The 16,587-nt window shown below is 44.1% G+C and carries 5 protein-coding genes and 1 tRNA gene; 4 read left to right on the top strand and 2 right to left on the bottom strand.

Going from position 1 to position 16,587, the window contains the following annotated elements:
* Positions 1–74: 74 nt before the first annotated feature.
* Positions 75–890 carry a LysR family transcriptional regulator gene (locus tag MKY92_RS09630; RefSeq protein WP_339300405.1) on the top strand — a complete coding sequence of 272 codons (816 nt, stop codon included), beginning with the start codon at positions 75–77 and terminating at the stop codon, positions 888–890.
* Between the two features lie 122 nt (positions 891–1,012).
* Positions 1,013–1,951, top strand: coding sequence for an FAD:protein FMN transferase (locus MKY92_RS09625; RefSeq protein WP_339300403.1), 939 nt, complete (start codon positions 1,013–1,015; stop codon positions 1,949–1,951).
* A gap of 144 nt (positions 1,952–2,095) precedes the next feature.
* On the opposite strand, the gene MKY92_RS09620 is transcribed toward MKY92_RS09625, so the two are convergent.
* On the bottom strand, positions 2,096–10,087 hold the full coding sequence (locus MKY92_RS09620) for an immunoglobulin-like domain-containing protein (RefSeq protein WP_339300401.1): 7,992 nt from the start codon (positions 10,085–10,087) through the stop codon (positions 2,096–2,098).
* 506 nt (positions 10,088–10,593) lie between these two features.
* On the opposite strand from MKY92_RS09620, the gene MKY92_RS09615 reads away from it, so the two are divergent.
* The gene (locus tag MKY92_RS09615; RefSeq protein ID WP_339300399.1) at positions 10,594–14,223 is read left to right on the top strand and encodes an S-layer homology domain-containing protein; all 3,630 of its coding nucleotides are present in this window, start codon (positions 10,594–10,596) and stop codon (positions 14,221–14,223) included.
* 467 nt (positions 14,224–14,690) lie between these two features.
* Here the strand turns inward: MKY92_RS09615 and MKY92_RS09610 are convergent, their stop codons facing one another.
* Positions 14,691–16,370 carry a recombinase family protein gene (locus MKY92_RS09610; protein WP_339300397.1) on the bottom strand — a complete coding sequence of 560 codons (1,680 nt, stop codon included), beginning with the start codon at positions 16,368–16,370 and terminating at the stop codon, positions 14,691–14,693.
* Positions 16,371–16,489: 119 nt separating this feature from the next.
* Here MKY92_RS09610 and MKY92_RS09605 point away from each other — a divergent pair.
* Positions 16,490–16,561 (top strand) — tRNA-Ala (locus MKY92_RS09605).
* The last annotated feature ends 26 nt before the right edge of the window (positions 16,562–16,587 follow it).

Genomic DNA, 16,587 nt, shown 5'->3' with positions numbered 1-16,587 from the left:
GCAGTTTGATAACTAATTTGTTATAATCACCTCAAATTCAAAGTTTGTTACTTTTTTCACAAAGGGTGAGGAACATGTCTAAGTTAGCATCTCAAGATATCTTGTGTTACATTGACAGCCTATTGAAATACAGTAACTATAGCAGGGCCGCACAATCCCTTTACATATCTCAGCCCTACCTCACAAAGGTTATCAAGAAAATCGAAATTGAGTTGGGCTGTGAGCTAATCACTCGCAACAAACTTCCGTACCGATTAACCGAGCAGGGGAAAATATATTATCAATACTTAACGTCACTTGAACATAGCTACGCCAAGCTTATGAGGGAAATCTCATATGTATCGGATATGGGCAATAAAGTGTTACGGATCGGCATTCTTCCGAGCCTCGGTGCGTACTTAACGCCCCTTTTTTTACCAGCTTTTCTGGAACTTCATCCTGCTTATAAAATTAATCTTGTCGAGGATTTACCTGAAAAAAATGAGAAACGTCTCCAAAATAATGAGCTGGACTTCTGGATCGGACAAAATTCAAGCAGTATCTCCCCTAACTTGAACTCATTTAACTGGGGCAGGCACAGTTACCAGGCCATCATTCCGCGTTGCTGCGAATTATATCAAGAGAATGTTGCAGTCATCCCGGAGGGCACGATTGAGATCAGCACCATTTTGAATCAAAAGCTTATTCTAACGTCCAAGGGTTCGGCAATCCGAAAACAGATTGATCAATTGCTCAGTGTCTACAAGGTACAGCCTAATATCGTTATGGAGAGCAAAGAAATTTACACGGTACTGAAGCTGGCAAAGCATAATTTAGGTCTAACCTTTGTGCCTGAAAGTATCCATATCAAGAGTGCCCTTCGGAATACAATATCTATCCAATCCCTGTAGAGAAGATGAGTCTGGATTATTTTATAGCCCACCATGGAGCAAAAAAGCTGAATAGCGTGGATCATGACCTCATCCATACTTTTCTCAATCACGGACAACAATGTGCGATATAGGAGGCTATCATGAAACCTTTTACAAGAACGATACCGCTTATGGGAACTAACATATCCCTCTATATCGAGGGTACAGATGCTGAAGAGCTTGCCGAGGAAGCCGTGAATATGCTTGTCCATTATGAACAAGTGTTTAGTGCCAACAGTGAGCACTCGCAGCTTGCCATGCTAAAAAAAGAAGCCGCATCACATCCGCTTAGAGTAGACAAGGAGCTGTATGATCTTATTAAGATAGGCAAAGAACACAGCCTGAATAAAGATTCATTTTTAAATATTGCAATAGGGCCTTTGATCAAATTGTGGAGAATTGGTTTTCGCGAGGCACATGTGCCGGAGGGTACCGAGATTAAAGCAGTGCTGGAGCTCTTGAATCCGGAGCATATACAGCTTGACGATGAGCAGCATACGGTTCATTTATTCAAAAAAGGCATGGAGATCGACCTTGGAGCGATTGCTAAAGGTTATTTTGCTGATCAAGTTATGTCATTCTTCAAGAAAAACGGAGCTGCATCAGCTATGGTCGATATGGGCGGCAATGTTCTGGTTCATGGCGATTCTCCCACCGGGTCCAGTCATTGGAAAGTTGGAATCCAAAATCCCTTTTTACCTAGAGGAAATGCAGCAGCACTCGTTAGTATACGCGAGCAATCCGTTGTTACATCAGGAATATACGAGAGAGTTTTAGAGAAGGAAGGGGGTCAGTACCATCATATATTTAACAGCAGAACAGGCTATCCAATCGAAAGTAATATCGCTTCTTTAACGATTATTGCGGATCGATCGCTCGACTGTGATATATATACTACAGAATTATTTGGATTAGATGCGGTCTCCATCATTCATAAAGTTAATAAAATGAAGGATATCGAGGCTGCCGTAATTACTACGGATGGAAATCTGGCCTATACCGATAATCTTAGGGGCAAAATTGAGCCCGTATTAAGGTAAAGTTAACAACTACTTCTTTAAGCCAGGATCTAACGGCTTTTCCTGCTCACTGATTAAACAGATCATAAAGTGGACGGAAGAAGTTCTTCCGCCCAACTTTATTATCAGAGTGAATCAATAGCAACTGCCCTATACTTAACGTGTCTATATCAAACCCAACACATTATAGATCATCACTGCTGCTTCTGCACGGCTAGCATTCTTCTTCGGCGCAAACTCATCGTTACCTACACCGTTTATTATGCCTGCTCCCTGTATTGCCTCTACCGCTTTCTTCGCGTAGTTTGCGATGCTTGCTTCATCCTTGAAGGCTGTAGCTTCACCACTTGCTAACGCTAGTTGCTTAATTTGGATCGCCTTGTATACCATAACCGCCATATCTTCTCGCGTAATGTTCTCATGAACTCCGAATCGTCCATTTGGTTTCCCGTTCACAATCCCCAGCTTCTGCGCGGTTGCGATATTTCCATGGTACCATTCTCCTTGCTTCACATCACTAAAACTTGTCGTTGCGTTCTCATCCGATAGTTCAAACATAATCATCAGCATGGTGATGAATTCTGCTCTTGTCACTTGACCATTCGGATTAAACCCACCGTCGCCTACACCCTTCACAATGCCTCTTGCTCCCAATGCTGAGATCGCATCCTTCGCCCAATCTTGGGTCACATCCTTAAAGCTCGTTGCAACATACGCTACCGCATACTTGCTTAGATACGTTGGCTTGAACTCTACTTTTCCTGTCGCTGCATTGTATTTACCATTCATCACCACTCTTAGCTGTCCGTTGTCCTTCACATCGTATACAACGACGTTGTTTGGATTTTCGTTAGCCTTTAGTGTGTATGGCAATTCAATCACGAGATCATCTCTGCCATCAAACTCTGTAAGTTTCTTACCATCAATCGTTAGCTCAATATCGTATACGACCTCACCGTTCAGCTGAGCTTGTGCGCCAGCTGGCAGTTGATTAGCTGCAATTTTCTTAATCGACAATCCTAACGTTTTTCCCGCACTTGTTCCTGTTCCAAGCAGTTCGGTTGCCACTGTTACAACTGCAGAGCCTGTGTTGATCTCGATGCGATCTACCATAGAAGCTCCACTTGTTAAGCGCGCATCTACGGCTAGCTCAATCGTTAGCCCGTTCAAGCTTGCATCAGCTTCAACTTGCATGTGTAGCTTACCGCCTGTCGTTTGATCAAGCGCACGCTTCATTGTATCCGCACTTAACTTCACTTCAGAAGTACCGCTCTCATTTACAACTGGTTTAATGTTTATTTGGCCGTTGTCCATGACCACTGGCTCATTTCCACCTGGAGCTGTTGGTACTGTAGGTGCAGGAATGTTACCGTCACCGCCACCATTTCCATCACCACTGCTTGGTGCTTGTGGTGTTCCATCAACCAATGGTGTTACCGTTACCGTAGCGCTTGATGAAAACCCACCATCTACTGTAGTTACTGTAATCCTTGCTGTTCCTGGTGCCACCGCTGTTACTTGACCTGTCGCATTTACAGTGGCTACAGCTGTATTGCTTGAGCTCCATGTTACTGCTTTTTTCGTTGCATTAGCTGGAGCTACCGTAGCTGTCAACTGCCCTGATTGACCTTCTACGATGGACAACGTCGTTTTGTCCAAGCTAATTCCGCTAACGGGTACGTTCTTCCCATTGAGTGCATCATACTCACGTTGTGTAATTGGAATTACCGTTCCGTGACGCGGACTAGCTGGTAAGTTGTAGTTAGAAGATAATGTCCAGACACCTGATGCAAGATTAGTTGTCTCGAATGGAACATAACCTCTTCCACCAAACTCATCTACGAACAAATACCATTTTTCATCTGTATTCGATTTGAAGATCGTTGGACCCTCAACCCATTTGATGTTACCAACGCCTTGATTAATCATCTTGAAGGCTGGATCTAAGATCGAGTCACCCACCTCTTGGAAGATCATCTTGCCAAATGGAGCAGAAGCTCCGTTGTTTTGCTCATCCTTCGTAAAGCGATACACTTTTCCTTCATGCTCAATCATCGTTGTGTCAATGATGGAATATCCATAATCCAAATATACTTGCGGTTCAGTAAACGTATAGAAATCTCTTGTCTTGCTATACATCATTTTTTGATAAGCACTGCCTGTATGAGATGCATCCTCAAACATTCTTGATGCCCAGAATACGATATACTCACCTGTTGTTTTGTCGTACATAATTTCTGGTGCCCATGTATTACCCGCTTCTTCCGGTGCAACCTCTACCATGCGTTGATCTGTCCAGTTGACCAGGTCATTCGATTCCCAAACCATAATGGAACGACTGCCCCATGTCTGTGCTCTGCCCCAGTTACCATTACCGTTAATTTTCAGATCGGTAGCAATCATGTAGAACTTATCACCTTCAGGCGAACGAATAATGAACGGATCACGTACACCCTTCTCCCCTAAGGTAGAGGTCAACACAGGTTTACCATCATTCAATTCTCGCCAGTTCAACGGATCATTACCGTTACTTAGTGCAAAGTAAACTTGCTCGCCTGTTGCAGTACCTTCTCCAGTGAAATATGTGAAAAAGTATCCCGCATAATTTTCATCAGCAGGCCGTTCCTTCACCTTCGCAATGAATTCCTTCGTAGTGGATGCTGCATTTAATGTAATTGTAGCTGTAAGCTTCACGTCTACATTTCCACTACCGTGTGCCGGACGTTTTACTTCTCCAGTAACTGAAACGACGTTCGGTTGAGCAGAAGCCCAAGTAATGGTTGTTCCGTATAGTCCAGATGCTGGTAGTGTTATATGACCTCTTACATCATTAATGTTATGAACGACTAGTGCTGCTTTTGCTTCATCTACAGAAGTGAGATCGTTTGGCAATGCCTTAACCGTCAACTGAAAAGTTTTGTTAACTGTCTCTGTACCATCTGTAAATACTGCTGTTAACGTTACAACTTGATCACCTTTTGCGTTAGCTGGTCTGGTTACGGCACCTGTAGTTGAGATGACATTCCCTTTATCTGAAGTCCAGCTTATTGTTGTGCCATAAGCACCTGATGTTGGAAATGTGACATTGCTTATAATCGTATCTTTTGATGCATTAGCAGCAAGAAGATCATGAATCGTTAATTTCTCCGTCGCAGCCGATACAAGCATGCCCTCCATCAAAGCAATCTTCTGATCTGAATGGGCCTTAAGTGATGTAATATCGGCCGCAGTCATAGCACCATCATAGATTTGGAAGTCTGCAATCATACCACCGAAGTATGGATCAGCTGGATAGAATGACTTACCGATGGTTCCACTACTGCCAGAAGTATTTTTTATTTGTTCTATTGTCATTCCATTCGTTGAGCCTGATGCAACTGCAACACCATCGATATAAAGCGTTAGTGTACCATCCGTGCCTGAAACAACAGTCGTAACGACTTTCCATTCATTATTCTTTAAGCCCGTGGTAGAAGCTGATGACTCGTTATTCCAAGCATTCGTCGCGATACCTAGGCGAGCTAGACCGTTAGCGTTATAACGTGGTGTGAAATACGTATAGTGCGTATTATTGTCTGGTCTTCCTAATGCATATAACCACTCTGCAGCGTTTTTACCGCTCCAGTTCACAATGGATGAAACGGTCATATCCGTTAATCCATCGAGAACTCCTTGTGGCAGTTCTACATAAGAGTTCGTTGTGCCACCAGTAAAGCTTAGTACACCAGCATTTTGAGTACGAATCCATTCTGCTTTAGACGGATTCATCCATTTTCCGTTGAAGTTTCCTGTTTGGTCAATAACCGTCGCACCATCGATATCATTCATATCGTAGTGAAGAATGAGCTCTGCCCCAGATGGCTGCTCTACTGGAGGAGTAACGTCTTCATCAGCTAATGTTGCAATCTCTTCAACGGATAGTGCACGATTATAAATACGGAAATCATCCAATTTACCATCAAATAAACTATGAGAGCCGTTTCTCGATTTGCCAATATAATTCATCGTTGTTTCCAGTAACATTCTCGGCTCAACGTTAAATGTCGAGCTACGTTTAACCTCTTGACCATTCACATACAATACGGCATCAAATTCATCCATTGTAATGGCAACATGCTGCCAAGTTTTCGTTGGTAATAGTCCAGCATTTCTCAATGCATATTTATAATCTGATCCGAGTTTCGTGCTGTCATTGCTAAATTTTTCTGTAAAAGGTGTTACGACAGCAAACTCTAGACTACCTGTATCCCCTTGTGTGCTCAAGTACATGGTGTTGCGGTTAACCTGTCTCCCTGTGTCGGAAGCAAAATCAAATATTCTTTGATTTGCTTGATTTCTGTCCATTTGAACCCATGTAGAGAACGTAGCCTTCTCCAGATTCAAGGATTGAATCAAGTCATCTGGCAGCTTCACATAACCTGTTGATCCATTAAGCTCTAGTGCACCACCCGTTTTACCGATACGATCCTCTTCATTAATCGTTGCTCCACCTACTAGTGTTGCGTGATGACCATTGCCAGAAATGTCATTCAACATTGTACCATTCACTGTATTTGCATCAAATGAGTAATGTACAACCGGGTCTGTTGATGGTGCTGGACCTTTCCTTGCATACTTCTCTTGCAAAGCATCATACTCTGCACGTGAGATTGGAATTACCGTTCCGTGTCGTGGTCCTGGCGGCAGTGCATATTGATCACTACTTAATACATTGTTCATATATTGCGTGCTACTATCCAGATCTGTTGTATATCGGACATGATATGGCCATGAATCAAGGAACAGATACCATTTGTCTTTATTATTATCCTTAAAAATCGTCTGCCCTTCGTTGTTTCCATTATTTCCGATCAAGCCAAGTTTATTATCACGTGTACCCGGAACAGCGTCGTATTGAAGGCCGTTAGCTGCAATATTGTCCTTGTCATAGTAAAAAGTTGGTGCTTTCTCCACATACACTTTAGTATTCACTTCTGATTTGGTGAATCGGTACAACATATCATTATGCTCAATAAACGTTGTATCAATTGTCGGAAGTGACTCATCAATCATGACCTTTGGCTCAGAGAAGTTGTAGAAGTCTCTTGTTGTTGCGTAGTACATCACATTGTACTGACCTGCAGGTCTTCCGTTATAATCACCATATGTCTCTGTGTTTTTCATCGATGATGCCCAAAATACGATATACTCTCCAGTTACTGGATCATAGATAGCTTCTGGTGCCCACGTATTTCCTCCCGTCTTAGGAGCAACCTCGATCATGCGCTGCTCGCTCCAATGAACGAGATCCTCCGACTCCCAAATCATCATGTAATGACTACCCGTAATTTGAGCTTGGTCAAAATTTGTACTTTCACCCATTTTCAAATCGGTTGCCAGCATATAGAATTTATCACCTTCTGGTGACCGAATAACGAATGGATCACGAAGTCCTTTTTCACCCATATCGGATTGAAGGATCGACTTACCATTATTCAGCGCTTTCCAGAACAATGGATCTTCAGCTGTAGCAAAGGATATCTCTTCACCACCCTCATATTCACCTGTAAAGTACGCAAAGAAGTAAGCATCAAGCTGAACTGGCGCAATTGCTTGTTTAATCGTAACGTTAAACGTAAGCTCTTTAGAAGCTGCACCATTCGTAATCGTAGCGATTAGCGTAACGGGTATATCCGCAGCTTGACGGCTCACCCAGCCTAATTGTGTGGCGTTACCAGCCGCTTCAGCCGTTCCTTTAACAACCGCCGGCCTGCTGGATGTCCATGTAATGGTGGAGCCTTGTTCACCTGTAGTGACAAGACGTAAGTTCCCTTTAACATTGTCCGCGTTGTAGATCTCTAATTGTTCAGCGTCCAGATCAACCTTCTGCTGATCATCGAATTGCTTCAAGATCGTAACAGGGAATACAGCAGTTGTAGATACGCCTTGATACGTTAAAGTAGCCGTAAGCTCTACCTGAACATCACCTGCTTGAACAGCCGGACGCTGTACAGTGCCATGGTTAGAAATGACAGTAGGATGACTAGAACTCCAAGTGATGTTTACGCCATTTTTACCACTTGTTGGTAAATTAACGTTTCTCGTTATCTTGTCAGCACTCTGATCTGCCTCGTCTAAGTAATCACCGATGTCAAGTTGATTCGCTGCATCATCAACAGTGAGCTGACGTATTTGGGAGATGTGAGTTGCTGCTTCTTGTTGATATAACTCGCTCATTTCTTGCTCCGTCAACGCACGATCATATACTCGGAAATCAGCCATGCTACCTTGAAGATATGGATCGTTGGCGAAGATGGACTTACCTATAAAGCCAGAGAACGTAGCATCCGGATTAATAATTTCTGACAGCTTTAGTCCCTTCGTATTACCTGAAGCAACCTTAACTCCATCCACGAATAACGTTATCCTATTGCTAGCTTCGGACAAGGACACCGTTACATTCTTCCACTGCCCACCGATCAGGTTTGAGTTTGCACTACCTGTAACTAATGCTTCGTTCGGCCAGCCATTTTTGGAGATACCTGTAGCAATCATATTACCTGATCCGCTACCGTGACGTGGCGTTACGAAGAAATATTTGTTCGTTTCTGGTGTTAATACAGTACCCAAACCGAAGATCCAGCGATTCGTACCATCATTCGTCCAGTTCACGATTGAAGATACTGTAATCTCATTCAGACCGTGTAGTAGATCTAGTCCATTTGAGCCCTTAGGAATCTCAACATGTCCACTATTAGATGTAGAGCTTCCACCGTTGAAGGAAATAAAGCCAACCTCACTGTTTGAAATGAATTGTCCATTGTTTGGATTTCTAAATATTCCGTCAAATGTAACTGCCTTGTTGGCAACATCCTTCAGTACGAGTTGACCGTCTACTTCTTCAGTTGTCTTCATGTTGTAATGAAGAATAAGATCATCTTTTAGCGATTTTCCTTTAACCGTAACGGCTGATGTAGCTGTAAACTCTCCATCTTCCGTCTGTACCGTAATTGTGGCTGTACCTCCACTAACAGCTGTAACTTTACCCGTTGAATTGACAATCGCTACACTGGAGTCACTAGATGTCCAGACGACTCTTTTATTCGTTGCATTTGAAGGTGAAATCGTAGCCACTAATGTCTCGCTGTCCCCCACTGACAAAATAAATGTAGGTTCATTAAGCAAGACACTCTTAACGGCAATCTGCTCAATAGAGTCATCCTTAGGTAGTAAGGTAACCATGAACTCCTTCGTTACCTGGCTTTCACCCAAAGAAATGGTTGCAGTTAACGTGACTTGTTGCTTCATTTCTCGTAAGAACACTTCCCCAGTTGGACTAATCGCACTCTCATCACTAGAAGTCCATGATATCATTGCGCCATTCTTATCTTCAGTAGGTAGTTCAAGAGATTCTGTAACGGCAGATACATCACCTAATGTTAGCTCTATTTTGCCTTGTTGTACTTGCTTTTCATTAAACGATTGTTCATATACTACAGCGATATCTTCATTATTTAGTGCCTCTCCGTAAATTCTCAAATCTTGAAAGCTGCCCGCAAAAGTAGCATCCCCTGAATAATTGGAGCGACCGATGTAAGCTTGCAAATCCGTACCAAAGCTGGCTGTTGTTTTCTCTTTGGCGGCCGTGCCTATGCTTACACCGTTAATGTAACCTGTAATAGAGCGTTCTGTGATGACCGTCGTATAGTGAACCCATTGACCTTCGTACTGTGACGTAGAAGTGCCTGATACGCCTACCTCTGTCGTCCAAGGCTGGTCAATATTATTGCGATCCGTAAATACGGACTTGAAATCACCACTTGGATTCGATGGATTAAACATCCAGTAATTCGTTGGTAATTTATTTTCAGCTGCTGGCGTACCGTAGAATAATGCGGAGTAGTTCCCGCTCCCCGTGTTATTTTTGATCCATACAGAAATCGTTGTATTTTCTTGATGATCAAACAATCCAGTAGGAAGCTGCACGTAGTTCGTAGTACTATCTGTTCCTCCAGGTAAAGTAAGACCATCAGCATACGTAATGTTGCCTATAGCCGTTCCATGTTTGCCATTACCGGATGTATCCTGCACATCCTCAAGCAATGGATAATGTGCCAACATCGTTGGTGTTACGGGGTCCGCTGAAGCTTGATTGTTAAATGGCAGAACAAAACTCAAACAGTTATTGAAGGTCAAAAGTAAAACTAAAGTTATGATTGAAATCCGCTTTCGCATAGCATTCTTCCCCTCGTTTAATATTCAAAAGCACACAATCCTTATTTCACCTTTAAAACAAGACCACCTCGCTCAAGGAGCTAAAGAAACACCCTGATATGAATGCGCTTACATTTCTCCTCATATTACGTCTTCCACCCTTCCAATTCAATGTAGTTTCTTGTTCATAAGGTGGATTTTTTTATTGCAATTTGAAATGAAGGCAGACTGCAACACCATTCATATGAAGCAATCTACATGTACAGATGCGTACAAGATTATCAAAACAATAAAACGGCATCTCTGCCGTTCTGGATGTATACGTATGGTTTATGTGTAAATTAAAGGATTTAACTCCTGATAAACTTAATATATATAGTTGGACGCTTGTCATATTGACAACGTGTCCGAATAAGATGCCGGTAAGTCGTGGGCGAACCGGATCGAAAAAATAAGGAGGATTTTCATTTATGCCAAAACGATTTAGCAGAATGCTCGCATTCCTCTGTTGCTTGGTCATGGTAGCGTCGCTAATGCCTACCAGCTATGCTGCCGCCACTGACAACATCGAGAACGCAGAAGCGAATGAAACACCCACCGCCATTTTTGGAACTCCCGAACTCGGGGCAAACGACTCACTTTGGGGCCAAACCATGGAGCATCACATCAACAAAAGCACGGTACCCACCGACCCCAGACCCCATGCCATGGGTACAGCCAGAATCCTTTGGGATCATGACTACCTGTATGCCCGCGTAGTTGTGAATGACAGTAATCTATATCAGGGAGCTGGCGCAGATCACCGGTATGACAGCCTGGAGTTTTATGTTGGTACCGGAACCAGCGGCTCTAACCAATGGCGGGTCAGCTCGACGGGTGTGTTTTCAGGGCAGGCCGCTCCAGGCAGGGCTGCATGGACCCAGATCACGGAAACCGGATATATTGTGGAAATGAGAATACCAAAAAGAAATTTGACCTTTGAGGAGGGAAAACTTACCTTTGAGGTTTACATCAATAACTCGACGGAAAAGGGAGCTGACCGCTACGAAGTCGTTTCCTCTTTTGGAGTTCCAGATGCAGCTTACACCAGCTCTGATTCATTTACAGACAGCCTGCAGCTCATCCCAGCCAATGAATTAGACACCAGATTATCAATTACCGCCACTGCGGGACCGGGCGGCTCAATCATGTCGAACCCACCCGGGGATGTTCTGAGAGTAGATCGGGGCTCTAACAAAGAAATTACGTTTGCCCCCGATTACGGCAAAATTGTGGATACCGTAACGGTAGACGGCGAGACCGTGACTCTATCTGCTGGCACTTATACCTTTACGAATATTGAGGCTGATCATGCCATTCATGTGACTTTCAAAAACGATCCGGACGCGGGGATACTTCCCTTTATCGTATGGAATGACAACTTCGCCAGTGGCGAGTACACAACGGCTGTTATCATTGATTTAGGCGAGGGGAAGGCGGCGTTAGGCTCCGAGCTTAGTCCAGACTTGTTTGCCTTATCGGCTAGGAACACGACCCTGAACGGCGAAGCGGTGACTTTTGAAGGACCACGCAAGATCACAAGGGTGTATGCTAATGATGAACCGAAGGTACGCGGCTATGTGGGGCCGATTAGCCATTCACCAGATTATCAGGACGGACTGGCGAGCGGTCGTTACATCGTTGTTGAGTCTGAGTTTTATTCAGAGAGCGGCGGCAGTACAACGCTGGATGGCAGCAGTAACTCGACTAGGCAGGTCTACACCCTTGTTCAAAAGGGCGAAATCGTACTGACAGAAGGGAATTCGCTTCACAATGTGGTTTTTGAACAGGAAAAAGTGGTGAATCCAATCCTTGATAAATTTACAACATTCACGGACAATTCGGTCAATCGTTCGCTCTACCTTCACAAGGATGAAGACGGTAACGTGATGAAAGGATTGCCGCTGTATGTATATACCCACGGCATGTCACGCGGCGGCACAAACGCTGTGACAGACCAAAAAGCGGCCATGAAATCCGCCAACGGCTCCGTCGCTTTAATGAAAAAGATGGAGCAAAATCCCGATAAATACGCCAGCCATGTACTGAATCTTTCCTATAATGGCGTATCTGTTCCCTCCACAGAGAATGTTAAGAAGGTCATAGATGCCCTGATTGCCAGCGGCGAAGTAGACCCTAACCGTGTTTACGCAGCAGGCTTCTCCTGGGGCGGCCAGTATACAAACAACTTAGTTAACAGCTACCCTGGCTTCTTCGCTGCCGCCGCACCTATGGCCCCTGTAAGCGGTTCACCAAACGCTAAGGACAATGACGCTCACAATAACCTGGCCTATTGGATGTTTTTAAATGCTCATAATGCTGGAGGCTACCAGACTAACCTCAATAACTTCATCAATAACAATATGCCGAAAATGATCAACGCGAGGGCTTCGCGCTTTGAGAGTAATGAGGCACTTACGTGGCCCTACAATCAATTTGATCAGCCAAATCTGAGGCCGAATCCTGCCAACACACCTGTTCTGGCTGATTATATAGCGCATGAAGTGGAAGCGGCGGTTCTTTACAACCAGATAACTATGGGGAATTGGAGTATAGCTCCCACGGCGCAGTCCTCTAACTTGCCGGCTTGGAACAATGACTACACAGACGTCTTTGATTGGATGTTCGCGCAGAGAAAACCGGTCGTGCCCGGTGCTCCGAGCAGCTTCAAGGCGACAGCGGGTGACGGACAGGTCACATTGAGCTGGACTGCTCCTGCTGACGACGGTGGCAGTGCGATCTTGGGCTACAAAGTATGGTATGGCAACGTGACGCCGGTCACACTGGATGCGGCGGAGACCAAATATACCTTCAAGAACCTGACAAACGGGCAAGGATACAACTTCACCATCATCGCGGTGAACGCGAAGGGCGACGGCGCGGAGATCAGGGCGACGGCAACGCCGATGAAGACGACGACTCCCACTGTGCCTGATTCTGGCGGCAATACGGGCAACACCGGAAACACTGGAAATACCGGCAACATCGGTAATACGGGCAACACTGACAATACGGGCACCGGGAAAGACGCTGGAACGTTGAAGTCGACCTACACAGTGAATACACCGAAGGATAAACCCGCGGTCACAGACAAAAACGGCAACACCACCCTCCCCGGTGGTGGCGAGATTGCGACCAAAGGCGGGACCAAGATTAAGGTACCCGAAGGCACAACGATAGACTCAAACGGTAAGGTAACCATACCGGCAGACAAGATTGCCGAAGTGACACTACCCGGCGGCAACAGCACAGTGACCATTTCGGGCGGCTCGACGATCGCGAGCGACGGTACGGTCACAGTAGGCGGCAAAGACGCGCATATGAACCTGCCAAACGGCAACCAGGTGTATTTCCACGGCGGATCGAAGATACGGAGCGGCGGAGCGGTTGTGGTAGGACCGAGCGGCGCAAGAGTTGACTTAGACAACGGCATGTCGCTGAACATCCGTGAGGGTACGGAGCTGGCGTTTGATGACGCCACCCCACTAGGCTTCCTCGTCATATCGGGCAACCCTTTCAGGGATGCCAACATGGACGAATGGTTCTACAACGATATAAATTTCACCTACACATACGATCTTTTCAACGGCACGACGTCCACAACGTTCTCACCGGGCACCGCAATGACGCGTGCCATGTTCGTGCAGGTACTGGCCAATCTTGAGAACGTAAACCTCTCCAGCTACCCGAGTTCCCGCTTTCGCGACGTGACGGACGGACAGTGGTACACGGCGGCAGCCGAGTGGGCGGCCGAAAAAGGCATAGTCAACGGTACAAACGCAGACCTTTTTGACCCCAATTCACCGATGACACGCGAGCAAATGCTGGTCATACTGTACAACTACATGAAGTACAAAGGCTATGAGATACCTGAAAGCCACGCTAAGTCCTTCACGGACGAGAGTGAGATCAGCTCCTGGGCGTTGGAGGCCGTTCAGGCACTGCGGGACATCGGCATTGTGCTAGGCAAGCCGGACAACTTTTTTGCTCCCAAAGCCACCGCCACCCGCGCCGAAGTAGCTACGATCTTTGTAAGGTTCACCGAATATCTGGCTAAGTGAAAGCGTATACAGAAAAATGAAACCCCTTCCGGCTGGACAGTATCCAGCCTAAAGTGTACCCCTTGTAAAGGACAATTTTAAAAAAGTTAGGCGACTTCAAGCTGCTGTCTGTATCGTGCAGGCGGCAGCTTGTTTAAGTTCTATTGACCTAAGAATGATTCTTGTGGAGCGTTATCCCAACAGTTTCCTCTACGTGACATGGATTGATCTAGCACCATGTTCTTTCCATTAGAAGTTAAGGGCTAATGATCGGACTGATCGGAGTAGTACCATTCGGGCTATGCAAGAGATGATCGATCCCCGATATCAGATTCGATGGTTTATGGAGTCTTCAGGCAACGACACGTTAGCATTTCTGTTATTGTCACCGGAGCCTGACCTCCAAGGCAATCCATACAAAAAAACGTCATCACATTATGTGATGACGTTTCTCTTTGAATGGAGCCTAGGGGGATCGAACCCTGATCTCATCGCTGCCAACGATGCGATCTCCCACGTAGTTCAGAAACACTACCATTTCCAGCATTTGATAAAAACTGCGCGATATCTAGTCTAAACTTGATATCAATACCATCACGCATCACAGTTACAACATCGATTATACTTCTGAGCATAGTCTTCTTTTTCTCATCAGTTGCGTCCTTGAATTTCTCTATCCAGACACTAATACTATCAGATAGTTCCTTTATGTCATTTAGCTCTGATTTTTTTGTCTGTAAATCAACCTCCAGCTTTCTTACCTCTGAGTCTGTAATTGCTAGTTCGTTTTGTTTTTGCTCTATTAAGTCATTAAGCATTTCGGGTTTAAATGTACTTTTACCCATTATACTTTTTGATATTTCAGACTTCAGAGCATTTATTTCTTCATAGCACGATTCAAGTTCTTTATTTTTCTTATCTACGGCTTGTTTAATATAATCAAATTCTTCCTGATTGTAGTCTTTAGCATACTCTTGATAATCCATTTTCTTTAAATAAGAAAGATAGTTATCTACCTCTTCTAAAACTGTATCCTCGATTTTATTTTGGGCATACATTGTTTGACCAGCGCATTCAACCTTTTTGAGTGCTTTACCGCTACATCTATACACTGCTCTCTTCCACTTTTGAATCTCTCCATTTGCCAATGCGTACTTCTTACTATTATATGTAGTAGTAAGTGGTGATCCACAGTTACCGCAGCGAATCATTCCAACAAATAATAATGGACTCTTAGTACTATTTACTCTTGAATAGGTATGGTTTTTTATGTTTTCTACCGATCGAGAACTCCTAAAAGCTTGGACGTAATCAAAATCGTCTTCTGGGATAATTACCAGATGAGTCTGACACTGCTCTGGCATTGTCCATTCACTTTTATCTTTAGTAACAAAAACACCTTCTTTGGATTTTCTCTTTCCGTAAGCAGGATAACCTTTGTATGTTGGATTCTTTAAAATAAAGTTTATTGCTCCAGTATTCCAATTTGAACCTGTAGAAGTTTTAATGCCTCTTTCATTTAAATATTGAGAAATCCTATTGCTCCCATATCCTTGGTCTTTAACTAGATTGAATATTTGCTTAATTACTAGTGCCTGAACTTCATCTATCTCCAACTTCATTAACTCTTTACCCTTTTTATTGATAGATCCAGATTTAACTAATTTGTAGCCAAAAGGAGCCGTACCCCCTCTAAATACGCCGTCCTCTGCCATTTGCACATGTTTTTCATCAACACGAATTGATGTTTTTCGAGATTCATTATTAGATTGCCAGAATCTAAGGAAATTTGTTATATCATGGCTCTCATCTTTAAATTCTTGTTGACCCTCTTTAACTGACCATACTTCTACACCTTGAGTAGTGAACCATTTGATAAGCATAGGAGTTTCATACGTTCTTCTTCCGAGCCGATCAAACATAAAACACAGCAAGATGTCGTAGTTGCCATTTTCGGCATCATATTTAGCTCTCTGTATTTCATCGCGGTTATCATTAGAAGTCTTATAGCCTGATACACCCTTTTCTACGTATTCTTTTACCAATGTCCAACCTTTGTTGTCAATGAAGTCTGTACATGATCTTCTCTGCATTGGAATATCGTTACCGTCTAGTTGCCCCTTGGTTGAAACTCGATAAAATGTAGCCACACGTAGTTTCCCTGCCATATATTTATCCCTCCGATCGCTCTTATATACTACCATAACTATATATTATTATTGACCTTGAGTAAACAATTATTGACTGTCCCTAATTTAGATGATATATTATTTCTTGTGCCCAACATGGGGCGTTAGTTCAGTGGGAGAACGCTTCGCTGGCAGCGAAGAGGTCAGGGGTTCGACCCCCCTACGCTCCATAAAATAAAGACCCTCTACTTAGGGT

The organism is Paenibacillus sp. FSL R5-0623, assembly GCF_037974265.1.
Taxonomy (GTDB): Bacteria; Bacillota; Bacilli; order Paenibacillales; family Paenibacillaceae; genus Paenibacillus.
The sequence above is the reverse complement of the archived record's forward strand: the minus strand, read 5'-3'. Positions and strand labels throughout refer to the sequence as shown.

What these genes read in the sequence shown, in the direction of transcription:
- MKY92_RS09630 (WP_339300405.1), top strand. Translation starts at nt 75, where the DNA reads ATGTCTAAGTTAGCATCTCAAGATATCTTGTGTTACATTGACAGCCTA.
- MKY92_RS09625 (WP_339300403.1), top strand. Translation starts at nt 1,013, where the DNA reads ATGAAACCTTTTACAAGAACGATACCGCTTATGGGAACTAACATATCC.
- MKY92_RS09615 (WP_339300399.1), top strand. Translation starts at nt 10,594, where the DNA reads ATGCCAAAACGATTTAGCAGAATGCTCGCATTCCTCTGTTGCTTGGTC.
- MKY92_RS09610 (WP_339300397.1), bottom strand. Translation starts at nt 16,370, where the DNA reads ATGGCAGGGAAACTACGTGTGGCTACATTTTATCGAGTTTCAACCAAG.